The organism is Flagellimonas marinaquae (assembly GCF_023716465.1).
GTDB lineage: Bacteria > Bacteroidota > Bacteroidia > Flavobacteriales > Flavobacteriaceae > Flagellimonas > Flagellimonas alginolytica.
In genome coordinates this window covers 2,504,601-2,526,987 of the sequence record NZ_CP092415.1, presented here as the reverse complement: position 1 = coordinate 2,526,987, position 22,387 = coordinate 2,504,601, and the positions used below count along the sequence as shown (strand labels likewise).

The following is a 22,387-nucleotide window of genomic DNA, read 5'->3' as shown; positions in this document are numbered from 1 at the left end:
CGCCTTTTTTATTTATCCATTATCGTTTGAATATCCGGTCTGGTATAGTTTGGCCCTTTGAGCACTTTCCCATCTTCCCTATAAATAGGTTTACCATCCGCACCAAGCTTGCTCATATTGCTTCGCTGTATTTCCTCGAACACCTCTTCAATTTTGTATTGCATGCCATGTTCCAAGATCGTCCCACATAAAATATACAACATATCCCCCAAGGCATCGGCCACTTCCACCAAATCGTTATTATTGGCCGCTTCCAAGTATTCCCGATTCTCTTCGTCCATTAAACTAAATCGCAGTAGATTTTTTTCTTCTCCCAAATTGGCTTTTGGCTGTTGGGAAACTCCAAGCCCAAAAGAATTGTGGAATAATTCCACGGCTTTTATTTTACTTTCCATTATCTAATTTTGATTTAGCTTTGCATAAAAATATAAAATATGTTCAGTACAGGACAGATTGTTTTTGCAGCTTTGTTTTTTATTGCTTTTGTGGCAATTATCTCCCTTTCTTATCGAAAAGACAAAAAATTACACAAAAAAAATTATAAAGGTGTTATCTGGATTCTTGTTTCTTTTCTGATTTTCATAGTTACACTGTTCCTTATTAAATTTTTTCTCAAAAATTAACAGATTAATTGCAATCGCAACAAAAATCCTCATTTTCACAACATTAACAGCCCTTGGATTTCGTTCTTATAGGAAAACCCGTACTTTTGTTTAACAATATTTTAGCACCTAACCTAAATGACTGTTTTTCTTAGTATACTTTTCGTATTGCTTACCATTAACGCCATTCTTTTGATTTTCAGCGTAAATGGCGCCAAGGAGACATTTACAAAACCGATTCGTAAAATTTCCGAATCTACCACTACCAAGCTTTTTCCTCGGGAGTCTTTAGAAACCGAATACAAAAAAGCGGTTTAGTTTGTAACTTTGAGGCATGAAACAGGCCTTACTTGTTTTTTTAGGAGGAGGATTTGGCAGCGTATTGCGCTATCTAGTATCAAAACCCCTCAATTCCATTTCGCAGAATTTCTTTATCGGTACTTTTACAGTTAATATTTTGGGCTGTCTTATCATCGGGCTTGTTTTAGGTTTTTCCGCTAAAGGCGATATACTCTCCGAGAACAACAGCCTATTATTGGCCACAGGTTTTTGTGGTGGCTTTACCACTTTCTCCGCATTCGCTTTTGAAAAGCATACATTTTTAAAAAGTGGCGATTACCTTAATTTCGCTATTTATATGATGGCCAGTATAATCCTTGGTATCTTGTCGGTTGTTTTAGGTTTATGGTTAGCCAAACAAACCTAGCCGTTACAAACCAAATCATATTAGTTAATTTTTGTTAAATATTGAACATTTTATGGGTTGAATCAGCTTTTTTATGAAAAAAATCAAAGTTTTAACACCATATGTTAACATAAGATCAACAAATAATTGATAAAAGTTTATTATAAATTGGATACCCCTAAATTATTAGGGGTATTTTTTTTATAGTAACAAAAATCACTACAACCACCCCTCTTTTTATAGCCCCTTTGTTTAATTAAGATATATTTGAAACAACAATTAACTACTTAATTATGAAAAAAGTCGAGGCAATTATTCGAAAATCCAAATTTGATGAGGTTAAAAAAGCCTTACATCAAATTGAGGTCAACTTCTTCAGTTACTGGGATGTAACAGGAGTTGGAAATGAAAAACTTGGACACGTCTATCGTGGTATATCGTACAGCACTAGCGAAATACAACGAAGGTATTTGGTTATCGTGGTCAGCGATGACTTTCTGGAAAAAACCGTGAATGTTTTATTGGATACGGCAAGCACTGGTAATGTTGGTGACGGAAAAATATTTGTCTCCGATGTGATCGAAGCCTATCGAATAAGGACCAAAGAAAGCGGAAGCGCAGGAATCAACTAACACTAATAGCCAAAAACTTAAAAACTTAGATTATGATTGTACAAGAACAAGAAGCAATAGACAAAGCCGTGGAAGCCATTACAGGCGATATGGGAGCTTTATGGATAACCCTTGCGGCCATTTTGGTATTTTTTATGCAGGCAGGGTTCACCTTATTGGAAATTGGTTTTACACGCAGTAAGAACACCGGCAACATCATCATGAAAAACATAATGGACCTGGCCGCTGGCTCCGTTATGTTCTGGGCCGTAGGTTATGCCATTATGTATGGCAGCGACCTTGTAGGTGGCGGTTTTTTTAGATCCAGCCCGTCAGATCAGGGGTACTTCTTTTTTAGTGCCGACGATTGGTACAACCTTTTCTTCCAAACAGTTTTCTGCGCGACCGCAGCAACCATTGTATCGGGTGCTATTGCGGGTCGGACCAAATTTTCCACGTATCTAATTTTTTCTGTTATCCTTACCACACTTATCTATCCTATCTCCGGTAGCTGGTACTGGCCTTTCGACGACGATGCCTGGCTCAACACTGCAGGATTTGTTGATTTTGCAGGTTCTTCGGTAGTACACGCCGTTGGTGGTGCGGCAGCCTTGGTGGCAGCGATACTAGTAGGGCCCAGAATCGGAAAATATGTAGATGGCAAGGCACAAGCAATTCCCGGTCACAACATGGCGTTCGGTGCATTGGGTGTTTTCATCCTCTGGTTAGGATGGTTCGGGTTCAACGGAGGTTCACAATTGGCCTGGGGCGGAGATGATACCATTGGAGCCACTAGTGTAATCATCAACACCAACCTGGCTGCTGCAATAGGAGCCATAGCCGCCTTGTTTTTTACATGGGCAAGGTATGGGAAAGCCGACATTTCCATGACACTCAATGGAGCTTTGGCCGGTTTGGTAGGAATTACCGCCGGATGTGGCTCAGTAAATGCATGGGGAGCTCTTGCCATTGGTTTGATCTGCGGTCTAGTAGTGGTAGTGTCCATCGAACTTATTGATAAAAAACTTAAGATAGATGATCCCGTGGGCGCGATTTCAGTTCACGGAGTATGCGGTTTCCTTGGAACTGTTTTAATCGGCCTATTTGCACTTGACGGCGGATTGTTCTACGGAGGAAGCGGAAAACTTTTATGGGTACAGACCTACGGGTCATTGGCCTATATTATTTGGGCTGCCGTTGCATCTTTTATAGTTCTCTTTATTTTAAAGAAAACCATTGGGCTACGAGTGTCCGAACAAGAAGAAATTGACGGCTTGGACATTCACGAACATGGCGTGGAAGCCTACCCGGAACACATTTCTCAAGATAAATAGCCCTACAAATAACAAAAGATTGCCAAAGGAAACGGAGCGTTCTGCCAAACGCTCCGTTAAATAACCTTTTCAAACACAACTCACTATAAAACAACTAACGGTCCTTAATAAAAAGGACAACTTAAAATGATCATGATATGAAAACGATTATGAATACAAATTTCGGAAAAATTATGGCGATTGCCATAATTTCAACACTATCATTTTCTGTCTCTGCACAGGAAGAAGAAACCACCTCCAAGTTTAGCCTTAGCGGGTCTGTTGATGCTTATTACAGAACTACCTTTAAGGATGCTGGAGAAGCGGATACCGCAACTTTTACATCCTTTGCCAACCAAACTGGTTTTGCACTGGGCATGGCCAATCTGATAGGCACCTATGACATGGGAGACACTGGTGTCGTAGTTGACTTGGTTTTTGGACCTAGAGGTACCGAGGCCACTTTTGAAAATGATGTACTTAACGGCATCATCAACCAGGCCTATGTGTATTGGAATGTCTCCGAAGGTACGACCTTGACCATGGGTCGTTTCAACACCTTTTTAGGGTATGAGGTTATCGCCCCACAGGCAAACTTTAACTATAGTGTTTCTTACCTGTTCTCCAACGGACCATTTTCGCACTTGGGCATAAAAGCAGATTTTGCCCTATCGGACGATGTAAGCTTAATGCTTGCGGTAATGAATCCATGGGATACCAATGATATTAGTGATTCTGGTGAATACTCCTTGGGTGGCCAACTAGGTTTTTATGATCAATTCCTGAACCTATATTACGATAGTGGAAAAAGTGGCGGCCTTGGTTTTGAAATTGATTATACCGGTGGATTTGATGTGACCGAGGATTTCTTCTTCGGCATCAATGCAGCCTATAACGACAATTCCGAAACAGGAACTGGTTTTTATGGAGCTGCGATCTACCCACAATTGACGACTTCCGATAGTTTTGCCATTGGGCTTCGCGGTGAATACATGACCTTCACTGATGATGCCCTTGAGGACGACTCCCCAGTACTTGGTTTAACGTTGACCGGAAGTTTTACAAAGGAAAATCTAATAATAAAACCTGAGGTACGCTTGGATACTTGGGGCAATGACCTTGAGCCCTATGCGGATGGCGACGGAGGTTTTACCAGTAATCAATCTTCATTTTTGATCGCTGCGATCTATTCCTTCTAACCTCAATGCTTGTTAAAAAACCAACGAAAGCCTTATTCCATTGGGATTAAGGCTTTTTTTAATCCTTTATAAAGTTTTTCACTCCTGCTCTCACATTAGTTCTCAAATAATTTTGCCTTGGCACTAGAGGGCAGGAGTACTTTTTATTATAAACACAATAAGGGTTGTATGATTTATTAAAATCGATTACCAATATATCCCCCTCTGGGATGGTCAAATCAATATACCTGCCCCCTGCATAGGTTTCCTCTCCGTTGGTTTCGTCCATAAACGGTAAAAACAGGTAATCTTCATAACCTCCTTCCCCCATCAAATCCAGACTTTGGTACACTTCCAATTTATGTTCCTTTCCGTTGAGCCTAAAGTGGGCAATACCGTAAACTACTTCTTGGGACTGCAAGTCGGTCGTACTGGGCATCATAAAAGGAGTGGCATCAGGGGTACGTTCAAAACGTGCCTTGACCAGGTAGGCCGTATCCGGCTCAAAAAAATCCAAACCCTCAAAATTCTTCCTGTATTTGTCCGGTAAGGGAGATGTATCCGGATCTTTCAGACTTTCATTTTGCTCCTTTTGATACTTTAAAATATCCGCTACCAAATCCGATGTAGCGGGCTCGACTTTATCATTGTCGTGATACTTTTTACCTTGTCCGCAGGAAATCAAAAAAATAACCGAAAGTAATATGGTATATTTCATTCAGAAAGTATTTGTACAAAAATACGGTTCTAAACCAAATCAAGATAACTGAATTATGCGGACATTTAGTTTTCTTCTATCTTAATGTGGTATCTGGCATCATCCAAATACTTTGAGACCATTTCGTTGAACTCGGGCATAATCCGGAAGAGTGCGGTATGCTCTATATTATAAAGTTTTTCTTTATCCTTAAACCCTTTTTTTAAAAGCTCTTCCAAATAGAACAAGGAGGTTCCAAAATCATCGTTCTTTGCGCTCAACGATATGGTTTTTAGGTAGTATTCGTAATTACCAGGTTCTAAAATTGTTTTGAGCATGTACAAAAATGCCAAAGCATTTTCATCGACGACCTCCTCAGCCATTTCTATGCTTATATTATCTTCGGCAAGGGCATTTACAAAACCTTTTAACCTATGCCCCATTTGTTTTTCGAACGGTTTGCTCCCATCGATAAACTTTTCGATCTCTGTTTTTTGATATTTCCACCACCCCAAATTATTGTAATTGTGGGTATAAAGGTCTTCATCCATATAATATTGATAATCTTCCTTTAGCATGTTCTCTTGTAAAAAAGCGGCGTTTTCCGCCCGTTTCATTACTTTGTACTCCTTGCTTCTTCTTAAATCACGCTGCACAGATCTAAGTGAGTCCATATTTTTCATGGCGCGGTACATGGACATCATTTCGGTTATATATTGCTCTTTCCAGAGCAAATCCCCGATTTTACCGAGTTGATTTAAGTGGGCGATATCTTTTTTAAAAGCTTTTTCCATATATAGGGTATCCTTTGGAATTCTATTTCGGCCCATGGCATCCAAAGTAAAGAGTTGCATTGCTTTCTCCAGATATGCAACACCTGGCCACTCCCCATCTCCATCGTACAACAACACTTGATTTGGGAATTTAAATTGATCCAATAGTTTAGCATCGGTTAGCGTATAGGGGTACCGGTAATTTTCTTTGTTTACAATAGCGATAAAATGAAACGGTTCTTTCATATTAATCAGTTCCCTGTTGGCAAGGGATGCATTTATGGAGATAGCGCCATTTACAGCTTTAATGAGTATTGGCACCAAGCTGGCCAACTGCCCGCCGGAATCCTGACCTGCAGCGTAAATTCGGTCTGTATGTATGGGCAACATTTCGGTTATTCTTTTTATAGTGCCACTTGTAACCAGCATATTTTTTGTCAGTGATAAAGTGTCCGATAACTTTGGTGCCGCCAAAACATAACCTTCTTTCTCCGCTGCCATAACAAACATGGAAAGTGCACTTTTTTCTTCGCCTTTGGTATCGGTGACCAAAAGCAAAGGCCACTTCTTATCCATGGAAAATTTTTTCGGAATAAATAAGGAATACGTGTTTTCGGTAGTATCGTTCAGTGGAAGGTTTTCAATTATTTCCCCCTTTTTTAAAACCATTTGTTGCGAAAAGACAGAAAGTGTGCAAAAAACAGTCAGAATTGGTAACAAAATCGTTTTTTTCATAACTCAATTTTATCAAAAATCTAGCCAAAGTCTGTTTCGAAATCATCAAATTAACAATTCGTTACTTACTCCCCCTGCTTTTTTTGATAGGGGCGTTGCTTACCACACTGGATAGCACAATATGGGTTCTACACTCTCCATATACGATGAGTTCGTCTATAAATTTCTCCAAATGGGACTGATCTTTTAGAATTACTTCCATAATTATATTCTCGTTGCCCGTGATCCGATAACAATTCACCACTTCTTGATAAGTTTTTACCTTATCCAAAAACGGTTTTAATTTACCCATAAATGCACGGAGCATTATTATGGCCTTTAATTGATAACCTGCTTCTACATAGGAAATATTGGCGCCATAATTTTCAATAATTCCGAGGTCTTCCATTTTCTTTACACGTTCGGCCACAGCAGGTGGTGTCAGCCCAATTTTCCTTCCAATATTGGCAAATGATTCCCTTGCATTTTGTTGTAAATGATTTAGTATTTGCCAATTCAAATCATCTATCTTCATATGTAAAGTAGATTAGTTATATTTTTTTGTAATCGAAAGTAAAATCGACCAATTGCTTTTATAACAAAAGTAAAAAAATTCTAATCGTGTGTAATTTTATGTTTCAAAATTGCTGTGAAATCATGGAGAGAAATTCTCTTAACTCCCTTAGTATCTACCGTAAATCTTTGGCACTACGCGACATGAGCGAAGCTGTGGCCTCGTATTTTGCGCAGAACAGAGAAATTTTATCATTTCGCAAAATCGATTCTTTTAGGGACGACATCTCCAAATCCCTTATGGCAGATGCGGATCTGATCACCAAAGAGGTCGAGCAAGCCGCTTTGAGCAGCTGTCCATCGGTCAGAATGAAGAGCCTATCCTACGTCAACATTATGACCCGCAATATTCTCGCCTACTGCAATGGTTTGGAAAGAGATGGGGTAAAAGAAAAAGAATACCTGAACCTCCTTCGAAAAGAAATCCGAATCTTTCGGATTTCCTTTAAAAAATGGAGAAAGTCCTTGATTTCCAAGAACGATTAAGCATTCCTACATATTTCTGCGATACTGTCCGCCCACTTGAAAAAGGGCTTCGGTAATTTGACCCAGCGAACAGTATTTGGACGCTTCCATCAGTTTTTCGAAAATGTTCTCGTTATGGGTTGCTACTTGCTGCAATTCGCTTAACTGTGTTTTTGCTTTTTGCGCCTCTCTTTTATGGAGGTTTTCCAAGGTTTTAATTTGATTCTCCTTTTCTGTTTCGGTAGCTCGGATAACCTCGGCGGGCAAAATAGTAGGGGAACCCTTGGAACTCAAAAAGGTATTTACTCCGATTATAGGGTATTCACCGGAGTGCTTCAAGGTCTCGTAATGCAAGCTCTCTTCCTGAATTTTTGAGCGTTGGTACATGGTTTCCATAGCTCCCAGAACGCCGCCCCGCTCCGTAATCCTGTCAAATTCCATTAAAACTGCCTCTTCCACCAAGTCGGTTAATTCTTCAATTATAAAAGAGCCTTGAATTGGGTTTTCATTTTTTGCGAGGCCCAATTCCTTATTAATGATCAATTGAATGGCCATGGCCCTGCGCACAGACTCTTCGGTAGGTGTGGTAATGGCCTCATCATACGCGTTGGTATGCAGTGAGTTACAATTATCGTAAATGGCATACAAAGCTTGGAGGGTGGTACGGATATCGTTGAAATCGATTTCTTGGGCGTGCAAGCTCCTTCCCGAAGTCTGAATATGATATTTAAGCATTTGTGCCCTTGGATCGGCCCCATATTTTTCCTTTAATGCCTTGGACCAAATACGTCTTGCCACCCTTCCGATTACGGCATATTCCGGGTCCACCCCGTTGGAAAAGAAAAATGAAAGGTTAGGTCCAAATTTATTGATATCCATTCCACGGCTCAGGTAGTATTCCACATAAGTAAAACCATTGGAAAGAGTAAATGCCAATTGCGTAATAGGATTGGCACCTGCCTCCGCAATATGGTATCCCGAAATGGAAACCGAATAAAAATTTCGGACTTGCTGCTCAATAAAATACTCCTGCACATCGCCCATTAAGCGCAATGCAAATTCGGTTGAAAAAATACAGGTGTTCTGCGCTTGATCTTCTTTTAAGATATCTGCTTGTACCGTACCCCTAACCTGGTTCAAAGTTTTTTGTTTAATAGCTTCATAAACCGCTTTCGGGAGCACCTGGTCTCCGGTTACCCCCAAAAGCATTAACCCCAATCCATTATTTCCCTCGGGCAAATCGCCATAATATTGGGGCTGTTCTACACCCTTGGCCTTGAATATGGATTGCAGTTTGTTCTTCACTTCTTGCTCCAAGTTATTTTCCTTGATGTACTTCTCACAGTTTTGATCTATGGCGGCATTCATAAAAAATGCCAAAAGCATAGGGGCGGGACCATTAATGGTCATGCTCACCGAGGTCATTGGACTACTCAGGTCAAAGCCGGAATACAGTTTTTTGGCATCGTCCAAACAACAAATGGAAACTCCGGCATTGCCTATTTTGCCATAAATATCGGGTCTGTGATCGGGGTCATTACCGTACAGGGTAACGGAATCAAAGGCCGTGGACAACCGTTTTGCGGGCATATCCATGCTCACATAATGAAAACGGCGATTGGTCCGTTCGGGTCCACCTTCACCGGCAAACATTCTTGTTGGATCCTCCCCTTCTCTTTTAAACGGGTACAAACCAGCTGTGTACGGAAACTCACCGGGTACGTTTTCTTGTAAAATCCATTGTAAAATATCTCCCCAAGCCTTGTATTTGGGCAGAGCTACTTTTGGAATCTGACTATGGGATAGTGACTCGGTATGGGTTTTTATTTTTACTTCTTTATCCCTTACTTTAAATGAGTAAACTTCGGATTTATAGCGTTCTACTTTTTCTCTCCATCTTATAATGGCATCCCAATGCAAGGGATTCAAGTGCATTTTTATCCGATCAAACTCTTTGATCAGCAGCTCGACCAATTCGCCCGAAGCTTCATTTTTGATGTTCGACCGAATTTCATCTTCGTTCAGCCCGGATTTATCCAAAAACAATTCTTCGGCACGTTCTTGATCTATTTCCAAGGTAGATGTGATGGTCAAAAAGACCCCATAGAGTTTTTGGGCTATCTTGGCTTCGTACTTGGCCTTTTCATCATAACTCCTATTGTTCTCGGCAATTTCAGATAAATATCGGATACGTGCCGGTGGGATCACATAGATTTTTTCGGCCATTTCTTGTGTGATCTCCATCTGAGATTTTAGGTTGGAATCTGCTTTTTCTTGCAGTGTATCCATCACCATTTTATACAAGCTGTTCATCCCAGGATCATTGAACTGCGAAGCAATGGTTCCAAAAATAGGAAGTTCATCTTCATTGGCATGCCACAGTCCGTGGTTGCGGGCGTATTGCTTTTTTACATCGCGGATAGCATCGAGGGCTCCCCTTTTATCAAACTTATTTATGGCCACGATATCCGCAAAATCCAGCATATCTATTTTCTCCAATTGTGTGGCGGCTCCAAATTCCGGGGTCATCACATATAGGGAGACATCGCTATGTTCCAATATTTCGGTGTCCGACTGACCTATCCCAGAGGTCTCCAACACAATTAGGTCATATTTTGCCGCCTTGAGCACATCAACAGCTTCCGCTACGTATTTGGACAAGGCCAAATTGGATTGCCGAGTGGCCAAAGACCTCATATAAACCCTTTCGTTGTTGATAGCGTTCATACGGATCCTGTCCCCCAAAAGCGCACCCCCGGTTTTTCGCTTAGATGGATCTACGGAAATAAGCCCAATGTGTTTATCGGGGAAATCCATTAAAAATCTGCGCACGAGTTCATCCACCAGGCTGGATTTACCAGCTCCTCCTGTACCGGTAATTCCCAAAACTGGAACGTTTCCTTTTTCCTTGGCAATAATGGCTTCAAATTTTTCGAATTCTTCATGACGATTTTCTGCCAAAGAAATTAAACGGGCCAATGTATTTGAATCCTTTTCTGCCAATTTGTTTTCCAAGGACTCTCCTTTGGAGAGAGGCATATCGGGGACTGCTGTATCACATCTTTGAATCAGGTCGTTGATCATGCCCTGAAGTCCGAGTTCACGTCCGTCATCCGGAGAATAGATACGTTCGATCCCGTATTCCATCAGTTCTTTTATTTCATCGGGCAAGATTACACCGCCACCGCCGCCAAAAATTTTGATATGTCCAGCACCTCTTTCCTTCAACAAATCGAACATATACCTAAAATATTCGTTGTGCCCTCCTTGGTAAGAGGTCATCGCAATGGCGTTGGCATCCTCTTGAATGGCGCAATCTACCACCTCGGCCACACTCCTATCGTGTCCCAAATGAATTACCTCCACTCCTGTAGCCTGGATAATTCGCCTCATTATATTAATGGCCGCATCATGGCCATCGAACAAGGAAGCTGCCGTTACAATTCTGATTTTATGTTTGGGTTTATAAGGTTCTATTTGTTCCATCTGTAATAAAAGCTGAAAATTTGCTCTGCAATTTACGGAAAATGCAATTGAAAATTGATTTTGATTAAGATTATACAAAAAATATTGTAAGTCTGGGCTTGCTATTCTGAATATCATAATTTTACCCACTTAATTATACCGCATGAAACTTACCGTTCTCATTAATTGCCCTGACCAATCGGGGATTATTAGATCCGTAACCACTTTTATCCATAAACAAAAAGGCAATGTTGTTTACTTGGACCAGCATGTGGACAAACAGGCTGGGGTATTTTTTATGCGCTTACAAAGCGAGTTCGAAAATACGGTCTCCTTGGACCATTTTAAACATGATTTTGAAAAGGAAGTCGCCCATGGATTCAATATGGAATGGGATGCTTATACTGATGGCCATCAACCAAAAATGGCTGTGTTCGTTTCCAAGTACAATCATTGTTTATATGATCTATTGAGCCGATATAATTCGGGCGAGCTATCGGTCGAAATTCCTTTTATACTGAGCAACCATAAAGATTTGGAATACGTCGCGGAACAATTCAACATACCCTATTTCCATATTCCCGTGACCAAGGAAAACAAAGCAGAAGCCGAGGACAAACAACTTGATCTTTTGAAAAAGTTTGATGTAGATTTTATTGTGCTGGCAAGATATATGCAAATTGTATCCCCAAAGGTGATCAATGTTTTTCCACAACGAATCATTAACATTCACCATTCCTTTTTACCAGCTTTTGCGGGGGCAAAGCCATACCATGCGGCTTTTAACCGAGGTGTAAAAATTATTGGGGCCACGAGTCATTATGTTACAGAGGACCTGGATGCCGGACCCATTATTGAACAAGATGTGACCACAGTTTCGCATACCCACTCGGTTAAGGATTTTATTGCCAAGGGAAGAGACTTGGAGCGCATTGTACTATCGCGTGCAGTTCAACTCCATGTAGCCCGAAAAACTATGGTGTACAATAATAAAACTGTTATCTTTTCCTAACATCTGAGATTAAAATACGAGCTGTCCCATAAGCTTGTTTTCATCAATCTGCACCTATGATCATCGTCGGTTTTTCGGATTCTTACGACCATTTGAGGTGAATCCACTAAGATTCTGAATTTAAATCAGGATCATATTTATATACTTGTTGGACTGCCCTATCAACAAAACCCGATAACTCAGCAGACCGTTTACGGTTTGGTCCTGAACTCAAAAATTTCTGACCGGGTATTGTTTCCTGCCCCATCAGCGACAACCACTTGCCAATAATAAATGGTATTGGAATCTAAAGTAGCATTAAAACTATTGGAATCCGTTTCTCCCAAAATCGTGGTCGGCGGACTAATGGTATCCAAATACAGTGTAAAGGTCAGTACATCTCCATCCAGATCGGCACTATTCCATTTTAAGGTAATGTTCCCAGCGTTAACGGCAAGTCCCATTTGCGGAAAAGGTTCATAGGGTGGAAATGGAGCATGATTGACAACCGGTACACCGGCATTGTAAAAACGCCATGTAGTACTTAAAGCTGTTTCATTGGTGCCATTGGCCCTTGAAATTACATACCATGAATATGCGGTTCCCCTCTCCAGAGTTACCTCAAGTTCACTATTGGTTGTAATGGATGAACGTTCTTCACCAGACTCAAGATTGGTCAGTATTAACATATAGGTATCGGTATTTTCAGCTGCAGTCCACTCAAAAGTGACCAGGCTTTCCGTATCCGAAACCAAAACACCTTCGGTACATTCTTCGTTATTATCAGGAAAAACCAATGTGGCCGCCTTAGGTGCCGGCACATCCGGGTCTGGATCGGGCGCTGGGTCATCTCCACTACCTCCACACGAAAACAGTGACAGTACCATAGTAAACAGAAAGTATTTATAAACTATTTTCATTGTTTTATAATTTTAAATTCGTGTGTAGTTTCCTTGCCTGCCACTTTAATAAGGTACATCCCATTGGCATATCCGGAGAGATCAATATCCAGTTTACCAAAATTGGTTTCCATTGTTCTGGATAGATATAATTTCCCATTGAGATCGAATACCTGAACATTCAATTTTTCATTCGTATCAAAGCCCAAATCTACAGATACCGAGCTTGCATCTACCATTGGGTTGGGATAGGCCATGGCCTTATCTGTTAGGATAAAGGTTTCCTCAAACAATCCCTGACAATCTTTATTTGTAAGGACTTTTAATTTGTTTACCGATTGATTCAATTTAAGTTTAAATGATTCCTGTGTGGTAAGATGGACTTCATCATTGATTTGTATGTTGTAAAAATCGGCGCCTTTTAACTCCAAGGAAAGTATATTATCGTTCTTGTTCAAACTTGAATATACTTCCAAGGATTGTGGTTCTGTGACTGTCAAGGTGTAGCATTGCTGGTAATCAGATTGGCCTGCAACAGTAATGCACAGTTGATAGTTACCTGCGGATAAATTCTCAAAATCGACTTCGTTTTCAAAATTGATGGTGGCCTCACTGTTCCCGGACAATGTAGCTGTATAGGCAAGTGTTTGCAAAGCAGATACGGATATGCTTCCATTATCACTGCCACGACAAGTTTCACTTTGCGTCAGAACTGTGAAATTGTCCTCTGGGAGAGAAAAAACCTCACAGCCGTCCACATTCACAACAGCTCCCAATGTTGTATTCGGGCAAAGGTCGTTCGCATCCAATACCCCATCGGAATCTGCATCGGGAGGGTTGTCGTTCGGAAAAAGCCCACTTGGGTTATTTCCAAAAATACGGTACTCCCCTGGTGCCAGAACCATTGGTTCGTTTACATTTACCACAACATGCTTTAAGTTATTCTCCAAAAACTCGTACCAAACTCCAGTTTCTTGAAATTTGGGATCTATTGCTTGTTCCTGCACATCAAAATTCCCTACAATGACCACATACCCGATCTCGCCCTCACCGGCTGAGGCATTGGTTAAATGAATCGTTTTTAATCCGGATTCATTGTCCGCATCCAAGGCAAAATCCATAGTTTCAAATATGGGCTCCTCTACTGCCAACAAGTTTAATTTGGACCATGTATCGTAAACATTCTTTCTATCCGGGTCATTAAAATACTCCCACAAAATGGGCTTGTTCCCAGTTCTTCCGTTATAATCGATGGAATAATCGTATCCCAACTCACCGAATTGCCAAATCATTTTTGGTCCGGGGACAGTAAAGAAAAAAGCTCCCGCCAGCTCCAAACGGTCCAAGCCCGTGGATATTTGCTGTATATTGTAGTCTCCGGATGCGTTTCCAAAATTCAGGTTGCGGTACATCATGCGTTCTTCATCATGACTTTCCATGTACGAAATATTGGATGGCGCGCTCCAGTTGCGATTTAAATAGGACACCCAAGAGAAGTCGGAATTATTGTTCCAACCCATCGAAGCTTCGCTGTAGGAAACATTTAGATTGCTCCACAGCATAATACCTTTACCTTCTTCCAAGCGATATTCTGCCCACTCGGTCTCTTCTTCATTTGTTCCCAAATGTTCAAAAATGACCAAAAAATCCTCTTTGATTTCCCATTGATAATCTGCATATTCCTTGAGTACGGCAACCCTATCCGCTTGATAAGCTCCTGTACAAGCTTCGTCGGATGCTGAGCAATTCTGGGTAAAACCCTTGGTCAGGTCCCACCGAAAACCGTCCAAATTATACTCCGATATCCAGTATTGGGATACACGTTTTACGTAGTCCTTGGTTGCTTGTTGGCCGTGGTCAAAATCGTTAAATACACTGTAAGCATGTGTTGCCTCTTCATTAAAGAACGGATTGTCCCCTGCGGCGGAACCCCCATAGCCTCCGTTATCGGTGTTCCAAAGTCGGTAAAACGGGTTTTGCCCGGATGCATGGTTAAAAACCACATCCACGATTACCGCCATACCCCTTCCATGGCATTCATCGACCAATTGTTTAAAAGCATTGGCCGTTCCATAATATTTGTCCAACGCCATATGGAATGATGGATTGTACCCCCAACTCTCGTTGCCATCGAATTCGGAAACAGGCATCAGCTCAATGGCGTTTACACCCAGTCCTTGAAGATAATCCAACCTATTCCGTACGGCATCAAAGCTGTGCAGTTGATCAAAATCCCTTATCAGCAGCTCATAAACCACCAAATCCGTTTTACTGGGTAGTTCCACTCCATCATTTTGCCAACTAAATGTAGGCTGACCTGTTTTTAGTACAGTTACAGCGTGTTCTGTTTGACCGGAAGGGTAGGCAGGTAAATCCGGATAGGTAATATTATCGATATAGGAATCGTTGTTCTCATCCAAAATAAGGGTGGAGTAAGGGTCTGCAATTGTAATCTCCCCATCCACCAAGTATTGATACATATGATCAAATTGAGGAGTCAATCCGGTCAACTCGATCCAGAATCGATCTTGATCGCTATCCTTTTTCAGTAAATATGCATCATTGGGTGTCCAATTATTGAAATCTCCGACCACATGCACCACCTCTTTCCCCGGAGCATATAAAACGAGTGTTGCCGAAGTATCGTCATTGGGATCAAAGTTGATGCCGTCCTGCATACCGTTGGGCACTGCTTGTTCTTCAATATTAACCACGACCATAAAATTTTCCGTACGCGTTTCGCCTTCGCTTTCGGCTTCTAAAACATACTGTGAATTTTCGGTGATATTGGTATGATCAAAATTGTATTCCACGCCATTAAAGGAATCGGTTAAGTTTCCGTTGATGGTCAATGTGAATTCTGCCTCTACGGAACTTGTGGCGGAAATTACCAAATTCTCACCCGGATTTAACACGGTTAGACTTGTGGTAGGATTGGTCAGTTCCATTTGAAAGCTGCCAACATCAAAAAAGAAATCGTTGCAGCCATTGGCCTTAAGCTCTTGACTGCCCAATGCATTCCGGAAAACCATTCCCATTCGGGTTGCATTGTCAGCTTGCTCAGGGGTTAATCCATAGTAATCTTCTGGAACAAATGTGATGCTCCATGTTCCATTACCGTTATCGGACATTTCTCCAACACCGTCATCTTGCCCCCAATTTCCAACAACTGTTGCCCATGGGTCGATGTTCGTCCCTATACCGGAATGAAGATATACTTTGTTCGGATCGGCAAGTCCATTGCAGTCGGTCGCATTGCTGTTAAGATCTACGGTTATGGTTATTTGCTCATCCACCGCAAAAGGAAAAGGCTCAATGGTAACTTGGGCCCAGGACGTTGTGATGGATAGCAAAAACCCTAAAAGTAAAAGTTTTTTCATAGTGGCTATTTAGAAAAAAAGGGGCTAAAAAGCCCCCTTTCAATTCTCTAAAATTTATTGTAAATCTATTATAAGATTTACAGTATCGATAGTTATAAAATACCTTCCTGTACTTCCGGTAAAAGCAAAATTGCTATCATCGTCTTCGGCATTCACCAAACTATCAACGATAGTATATCCAGCATCTGCAAAATATGGGAAATTCTGACCTGACCCCCAATCTCCCTCTATGGTAAAGAACCTAAAGTTATTGTCTGCTCCATCTAAATTTTGAAGATTGATATAACCAGAATAAACACCTTCGCCTGAACACATAATCTGGACAGGAGAATCCCAACCCCATCCAGCATCTACAGCACCTGCTCCAACAACCCATAATTGATTGTTTTCGCAATCTCCTGTTGCTACCGGCTCACTGAGTGTAATTGTCATGTTATTAGTGTCCACTTCCAAATAGAAGAACCCACTAGTTCCCGTATATGCGAAGTTGTTATCATCATCCTCTGCGTTTACAAGATTCTCATCAAATGTATATCCAGCATCGTTATAGTAAGGGTAGTTTTGTCCAGAACCCCAATCTCCTTCAATTGTAAAAAACCTGAAGTTGTTGTCTGCCCCATCCAAGTTTTGGAGATAAATATTTCCACCATACACACCATTACCCAGACAATTTAGGGCTATTGGACTATCCCATCCCCATCCTGCATCAGTGGCTCCTGCTCCTACTACCCAAAGTTGGTCGTTATCACAAACAAATCCTTCTTGAATGGCTTCTACCAAGGTAATAGTCAAAGCCGCCGCTTCTGATTCCGTTGAAACTGCGTCTGTTCCTTCTCCACTTCCTACAAATGCGGTTACTTTAAAGTAAACAGTTCCCGAATTGTTTGGTTCTCCTTCTTCGTCAGTGGTAGATGGGTCGTCGTCCAATCCAAGACCTTCCGCCATGGACAGCAACTGGTTTACGGTAACACTTGCATTGGTGGTCGTCAGTGTTCCCGAATCGAACTGGTATGCTCCGTCTGCATCAAAATTCTCCGAGATAGAGCCTTCCAACCTATAAGAGATTTCTGTTGGCACTCCAAAATCCACTGGGTTCCATACAAATCGTTCGGCTATGTTATCCGGTGTCTCGTCCGAAAGAAGATATTCGACCAAAAATTCATTTTGGAATGCAACATTTTCCGATGCTGTCTGCAATGTGAATTCTGGCACGTGATCATCGTTTTCACACCCGGTAAATAGGGCCAGGGCCGTTACAACCCCCAAAATTTGTGCTATAAATAATTTTATGTTTTTCATGAGAATGGTTTTTATTAGTATCCAGGATTTTGAGTCAGATTTGGGTTGGCTTCCAATGCAGTCAATGGAATTGGGAAAAGTTTGTAGGTTTCTGGAATGGAAGTTCCATTCAATGTATTTCCTTTCCATGGCCACACGTAACTGTTGCCCGTAAACTTACCAAACCGAATTAGATCACTTCTGCGATGTCCTTCGAGATTGAGTTCCCTTGCCCTTTCATCCAAAATAAAATCCAATGTAAGGGCCGATTGACCTATGGAGCTTGCATTAGAGCGGTTTCTAACAGCATTTACGTAGCCCACCGCGGTCGCCATATCGGCACCGGTAGCTCCGCGTACTGCCAGCTCGGTATACATTAAGTAGGCATCTGCCAAACGGAACAAGGGGAAATCGGTACTGGAAAAACTTGTTGGATTCGAGTCGCCGTAATAAAATGTATTTCTAAACTTTATGGAGGGGTACCCATCGGTCCATGCCTTATAGTCTGTCATTTCATAATTATGGCCTTCTGTCCAGAAAAGAGCTGCCCGATCATCCGTGCTGTTTTCCAAATCGCCATCGTTAAAGAGACCGTACCATGCTTTGGTCGCCCTGTGCCCACTCCAGCCTTCTTCTGCGCCAAAATCGCTAAGGGTCATGGTCTCTGTACTAAGGTTACCATTTACTATATATGTAGTATTCCCATAGCTTTGGCTTATATCGGCATCTGCAATCAATGGAAAAATAATTTCCGATGATAAGTTATTATCTCCTGAGAAGACGCTCACAAAGTTTTCGTCCAAGGAGTAACCACCTTCATTGATCACTTGTGATATAATCGGCACTGCCTCATTGTACATTGCAGTTCCTGTATACACCTCGGCGTTCATATATAGTTTTGCCAAAAGCATTCGGGCCACACTTTTATTGGCCCTACCATACTCGTTTGTATCCGGCAATAAGTCCACGGCCGCCAAGAGTTCGTTCTCTACATAGGAAAACAATTCCAAACGGTCTACCTCCGGTAGTGGATCGGATGTACCGTAATTTTCCTCTGTTGCCAGCACACCTTTACCAAAACAATCTATTAGGTAGTAGTAGGCCAAAGCTCTAATAAACCGAACTTCTCCCTCGATCTCTCCTTTGTTTTCGAAATCTACGGCACTCAATACCAAAAGCAGGTTATTTGCTTGTGGGATGGTGTAGTAAATACGATTGTAGAGGTAACGGAAAAATTTATTGTTCTCGTCCCAGTCGGAAGTGGTGGTCAATTGGTCCAAACCATCGTCCCCCCATCGGTTTTTCATGCCATCTGCGGTAAAATCCTGAAGATTGACAATTCCTCTCAAGAATGGGGATTCCCCGGCATCATCATCAATGTCGGAACTACCTGGTCCATCTGGGCCAGAAAGAGCAAATGAAGCATACAGTCTGGACAGAATACCGCTAACGGCATCCGGATCTTCCTGGAGTAGCTCATCCAAAGTGAGCTCTACTTCTGGTTCGGTATCCAGGTCTTTGGTACACCCTTGGATCATAAAGGTCAAGGGAATTACTAGAAATATTATTGATTTTAATTTTTTCATGTCAGCTATATCTTAAAAGTCCACATTTACCCCAACTGTAAAAGACCGAGGCCTTGGGTAGAAATTATTGTCTATTGCATTGAAGTTTTCAGGATCCTGTCCATCATATTTGGTAATAATGAACGGATTGTTCAAGGCTCCATAAAATCGCATGGAAACGTTTGGCAGTGCATCGTCCAAACGGTAGCCCAACACTATATTCTCACACCTTAGAAAAGTTGCATCTTCCAAAAAGTAATCGGAGAATGGCACATTTCCCTGTACATTTACAAAGTTTGTATTTGCTGCACCGCCATAAAAATCGAGCACATTGGATAGACTATTGGAATTATTGGGGATTGCATTGTCCACCCAGCCCGATGTAAGCCTTCGGGAATTATAGACCTGTCCACCAAATTGCCCTCTAAAACTTGAGCTCAGGTCAAACTTGCCGTAGTTAAAGCTAAAACCGAAACCAAATGTCCAATTTGGGCGCAAAGAACGATAATATCTGTCGTCGTTATCTACCGTACCGTCACCATTAAAATCGGCAAATGCACCATGTATTGGATTGCCAGCTTCGTCGTACAATTGTCGGAAGACCCATGCTGAATAGGGTTGGAAGCCAACTGCATGGTATGCCAGGTTTACTCCAGTACCTGTAGGCAGTCCTGATTCACTTGCTGTAATACGGGTCACATCTTCCAAGTCGGTTACTTCCGCACGACTGTAAGAGGTATTTCCGTAAAATTCCAGTGACATATCATTGTTCTGAAGAGCTTTTACATTGAAATTAAGTTCAAAACCCTTGCTCTCGGTTTCACCAACATTTTTTACAAAAGAAGAGGTAAGTGCCTGTCCTGGAGCTACAGGAACCGTTGCCAACAAATCCTTGGTGGTTCGGTAGTACACATCAAAAGAACCACTTAAAACATTGTTGTTGAACAATCCAAAATCGATTCCTGCATTATAGGTCTCCGCTTTCTCCCAAGTTAGATCGGAGTTAAATGGTTTTGCCGAGTAAAGCGCATATCCTTGAAGGTATTGGCTGGTTACCGATCCTGGTTCAAAAAGTGGAAGTGATGGGTAAAAACCTACTGCCCCGGTAATGTCCTGTTGCCCAGTTCTACCCCAACCCAATCTTAATTTAAGATTGTTCACGAAATCCACACTTTCCATAAAGTCTTCTTCGTAAACTTTCCAGGCCAATGCGGCTGCAGGGAAATATCCCCATCGATTTTCCTTGGCAAATAGCGAGGATGCATCTGCTCGGAAAGACAGTGTAATCAAATATTTATCGTAAAAATTAATGTTTCCACGACCAAAAAACGATTGCAAGTTGAGTTCGTTGTAATATCTGTTGGTTGGGTTTTGCGGATCGAACACTAGAAAACGCTCACCGGTGGAAGTATCGTAATTGTACTCCTCTTTGGTACCATCGTTCTTAAAATTTTGATACGAGTAACCGGCCTGTACATCAAAATTTGATATAGCGCCCCCCAATTCCTTATCGTAGGCCAGATAGGCCTCCAGGGTACGGTTCACAATATCTTGATTTTCCCTATAATTAACCCCCGGGTTAAATCGATAATTGTTAGCTATTTCTGTTGCGGTATCATCTTGTTTGTAGGTCGCCAGTGAATTATCGGTGTAGACCTCCTTGATTTTTGCTTTTGAAGCCTCAATACCCAAATTGGCAACAGCTCTCAGTTCTGGCATAAAATGCATTTTATAATCCAATTCCATATTGGCCAAGATTCTATTGACCCGTTCTGGTCGATAACGCTGCATTAATATGGCAACAGGGTTCCACTGTCCGTCCAAACTAACAAAATCCCCATCTAGAACCGTATTTTGGTAATATCCACCAAATCGATTGTTGGGTGAGTCATCAAAAATAGGTTTTGTGGGATCCATGTTAACGGCTCCTCCCAAAGCACCACCTTCATCGATGGAATTCTTTTTGGAGATGATGCCCTTGGCGTTGAAATCCACTTTCAAATGATCGTCGAAAAATCGTGGTGTTACCTTTACGGAGCTCGTAATCCTTTCGTAATCACTTGTTTTCACCAAGCCTTGATTTTCCGTATAACCCAATGACAATCTAATGGGAACGGATTTAAAAATACTTCCCCTGGCACTAAAATTATGATCAAAGGAAATTGCTGTTCTGTAAATGGCATCTTGCCAGTCAGTATCCGCCAGTATCCTTCCTTCGATGTTTTCGGTGCTCAAATCGTCAACCGCTTCGGTAGATGGATCATCCACCCCAAGAAAATTGGTGAAATCCGGATGATACTCTTGAATAAATCTGGTAAACGAGCTCGAATTCATCATATCGATTTCCTTACCCACCTTGCTAATGGTAGTATTTGTAGAGAAATTGAATTTAAATTCCCCGGTCAATCCCTTTTTGGTAGTGATAATGATAACCCCGTTAGATGCCCTGGAACCATAAATAGCGGTCGCCGAAGCATCCTTTAATATGGAAAAACTCTCCACATCGTTTGGATTGATCAATGTTAGTGGATTGCTTACCCCGGCTGGGTTCGTATTGTCCACCGGAATTCCATCGATTACGATCAAAGGGTTGTTGTTTGCGGTCAATGAAGATCCACCGCGAATTCGGATATTCGGTGCGGCATCGGGTTGTCCACCACTGCTTGTGATCCTCACACCGGCAGTTTTACCCGTAAGGAGTTGATCCGTGGATACAATGGCCCCCTTGTTAAAGTCCTCCGAAGTTACCGACGCTACCGATCCTGTAGCATCCTCTACCGTCGTGGTACCGTACCCGATTACCACAACCTCGTCCAATAAAGTGGTATCTTCATTTAGGGTTACATTCAGTTCGTTACCCGAAACCACCATTTCTTTTGGCTGAAAACCAATATAGGAGAACACAAGTGTATCGCCCATATTGGCCTGCAGCAAATAATTCCCGTCAAAGTCAGTGGCTGTTCCCTGACTTGTTCCCTTAATGATGATACTAACTCCAGGCAATGGCACCTGGGCCGCGTCTGTTACCGTTCCTTGCACCGTAATTTGGGCATATTGTACAAAAGGAATCAGAAACATGCACCATAAAAGGTACATCCGTTTAATTCTCATATTGATGTTAGTTAAAGTTAATTTTACGATTATGCTAAATTTTACTTCCCGTAGGCGAAAATATGTAATTACCAACCTCATTTTTTT

Annotated in this window: 16 protein-coding genes; 6 read left to right on the top strand and 10 right to left on the bottom strand. The window is 41.6% G+C overall.

Annotated elements, in window-relative coordinates:
• Positions 1 to 8 precede the first annotated feature (8 nt).
• On the bottom strand, positions 9 to 395 hold the full coding sequence (locus tag MJO53_RS11275; RefSeq protein ID WP_252079141.1) for a nucleoside triphosphate pyrophosphohydrolase family protein: 387 nt from the start codon (positions 393 to 395) through the stop codon (positions 9 to 11).
• Between the two features lie 541 nt (positions 396 to 936).
• On the opposite strand from MJO53_RS11275, the gene crcB reads away from it, so the two are divergent.
• The 4 genes from crcB (at position 937) to MJO53_RS11250 (ending at position 4,410) form a co-directional block, all read left to right on the top strand.
• Positions 937 to 1,308 carry a fluoride efflux transporter CrcB gene (gene crcB, locus MJO53_RS11265; RefSeq protein WP_224835234.1) on the top strand — a complete coding sequence of 124 codons (372 nt, stop codon included), beginning with the start codon at positions 937 to 939 and terminating at the stop codon, positions 1,306 to 1,308.
• Positions 1,309 to 1,580: 272 nt separating this feature from the next.
• Complete coding sequence (locus tag MJO53_RS11260; RefSeq protein WP_224835235.1) at positions 1,581 to 1,919, top strand: P-II family nitrogen regulator; 339 nt, start codon at positions 1,581 to 1,583, stop codon at positions 1,917 to 1,919.
• Between the two features lie 32 nt (positions 1,920 to 1,951).
• Positions 1,952 to 3,232, top strand: coding sequence for an ammonium transporter (locus MJO53_RS11255; protein ID WP_224835236.1), 1,281 nt, complete (start codon positions 1,952 to 1,954; stop codon positions 3,230 to 3,232).
• A 137-nt stretch (positions 3,233 to 3,369) separates the two neighbouring features.
• Positions 3,370 to 4,410: an outer membrane beta-barrel protein gene (locus tag MJO53_RS11250; RefSeq protein ID WP_252079140.1), complete on the top strand. Its 1,041-nt coding sequence runs from the start codon at positions 3,370 to 3,372 to the stop codon at positions 4,408 to 4,410.
• 58 nt (positions 4,411 to 4,468) lie between these two features.
• Here MJO53_RS11250 and MJO53_RS11245 read toward each other — a convergent pair whose 3' ends face one another.
• The 3 genes from MJO53_RS11245 to MJO53_RS11235 form a co-directional block, all read right to left on the bottom strand.
• On the bottom strand, positions 4,469 to 5,107 hold the full coding sequence (locus MJO53_RS11245) for a DUF1684 domain-containing protein (RefSeq protein ID WP_252079139.1): 639 nt from the start codon (positions 5,105 to 5,107) through the stop codon (positions 4,469 to 4,471).
• A 65-nt stretch (positions 5,108 to 5,172) separates the two neighbouring features.
• Positions 5,173 to 6,594, bottom strand: coding sequence for an alpha/beta hydrolase (locus MJO53_RS11240; protein WP_252079138.1), 1,422 nt, complete (start codon positions 6,592 to 6,594; stop codon positions 5,173 to 5,175).
• Between the two features lie 61 nt (positions 6,595 to 6,655).
• Positions 6,656 to 7,108 (bottom strand): Lrp/AsnC family transcriptional regulator, encoded by a 453-nt coding sequence (locus MJO53_RS11235; RefSeq protein WP_224835240.1) that lies wholly within the window; start codon positions 7,106 to 7,108, stop codon positions 6,656 to 6,658.
• Positions 7,109 to 7,230: 122 nt separating this feature from the next.
• Between MJO53_RS11235 and MJO53_RS11230 the strand changes: the two genes are divergently transcribed.
• Entirely contained in the window at positions 7,231 to 7,632 is a 402-nt protein-coding gene (locus MJO53_RS11230) for a hypothetical protein (RefSeq protein WP_224835241.1), read from the top strand.
• A gap of 6 nt (positions 7,633 to 7,638) precedes the next feature.
• Here the strand turns inward: MJO53_RS11230 and MJO53_RS11225 are convergent, their stop codons facing one another.
• Positions 7,639 to 11,097 (bottom strand): methylmalonyl-CoA mutase family protein, encoded by a 3,459-nt coding sequence (locus MJO53_RS11225; RefSeq protein ID WP_252079137.1) that lies wholly within the window; start codon positions 11,095 to 11,097, stop codon positions 7,639 to 7,641.
• A 142-nt stretch (positions 11,098 to 11,239) separates the two neighbouring features.
• Between MJO53_RS11225 and purU the strand changes: the two genes are divergently transcribed.
• Positions 11,240 to 12,088 carry a formyltetrahydrofolate deformylase gene (gene purU / locus MJO53_RS11220; RefSeq protein ID WP_224835243.1) on the top strand — a complete coding sequence of 283 codons (849 nt, stop codon included), beginning with the start codon at positions 11,240 to 11,242 and terminating at the stop codon, positions 12,086 to 12,088.
• A 191-nt stretch (positions 12,089 to 12,279) separates the two neighbouring features.
• On the opposite strand, the gene MJO53_RS11215 is transcribed toward purU, so the two are convergent.
• From MJO53_RS11215 to MJO53_RS11195, 5 genes are read right to left on the bottom strand one after another with little or no spacing between them, the layout of a single operon-like run.
• Positions 12,280 to 12,987: a hypothetical protein gene (locus MJO53_RS11215; RefSeq protein ID WP_252079136.1), complete on the bottom strand. Its 708-nt coding sequence runs from the start codon at positions 12,985 to 12,987 to the stop codon at positions 12,280 to 12,282.
• The gene (locus MJO53_RS11210) at positions 12,984 to 16,346 is read right to left on the bottom strand and encodes an alpha-amylase family glycosyl hydrolase (protein WP_252079135.1); all 3,363 of its coding nucleotides are present in this window, start codon (positions 16,344 to 16,346) and stop codon (positions 12,984 to 12,986) included. The genes MJO53_RS11215 and MJO53_RS11210 overlap by 4 nt, the downstream gene beginning before the upstream one ends.
• Before the next feature lie 54 nt (positions 16,347 to 16,400).
• Positions 16,401 to 17,645, bottom strand: coding sequence for a SusE domain-containing protein (locus MJO53_RS11205; RefSeq protein WP_252079134.1), 1,245 nt, complete (start codon positions 17,643 to 17,645; stop codon positions 16,401 to 16,403).
• Positions 17,646 to 17,659: 14 nt separating this feature from the next.
• On the bottom strand, positions 17,660 to 19,210 hold the full coding sequence (locus tag MJO53_RS11200; RefSeq protein ID WP_252079133.1) for a RagB/SusD family nutrient uptake outer membrane protein: 1,551 nt from the start codon (positions 19,208 to 19,210) through the stop codon (positions 17,660 to 17,662).
• 12 nt (positions 19,211 to 19,222) lie between these two features.
• Positions 19,223 to 22,300: a SusC/RagA family TonB-linked outer membrane protein gene (locus MJO53_RS11195; protein ID WP_252079132.1), complete on the bottom strand. Its 3,078-nt coding sequence runs from the start codon at positions 22,298 to 22,300 to the stop codon at positions 19,223 to 19,225.
• Positions 22,301 to 22,387: the final 87 nt, after the last annotated feature.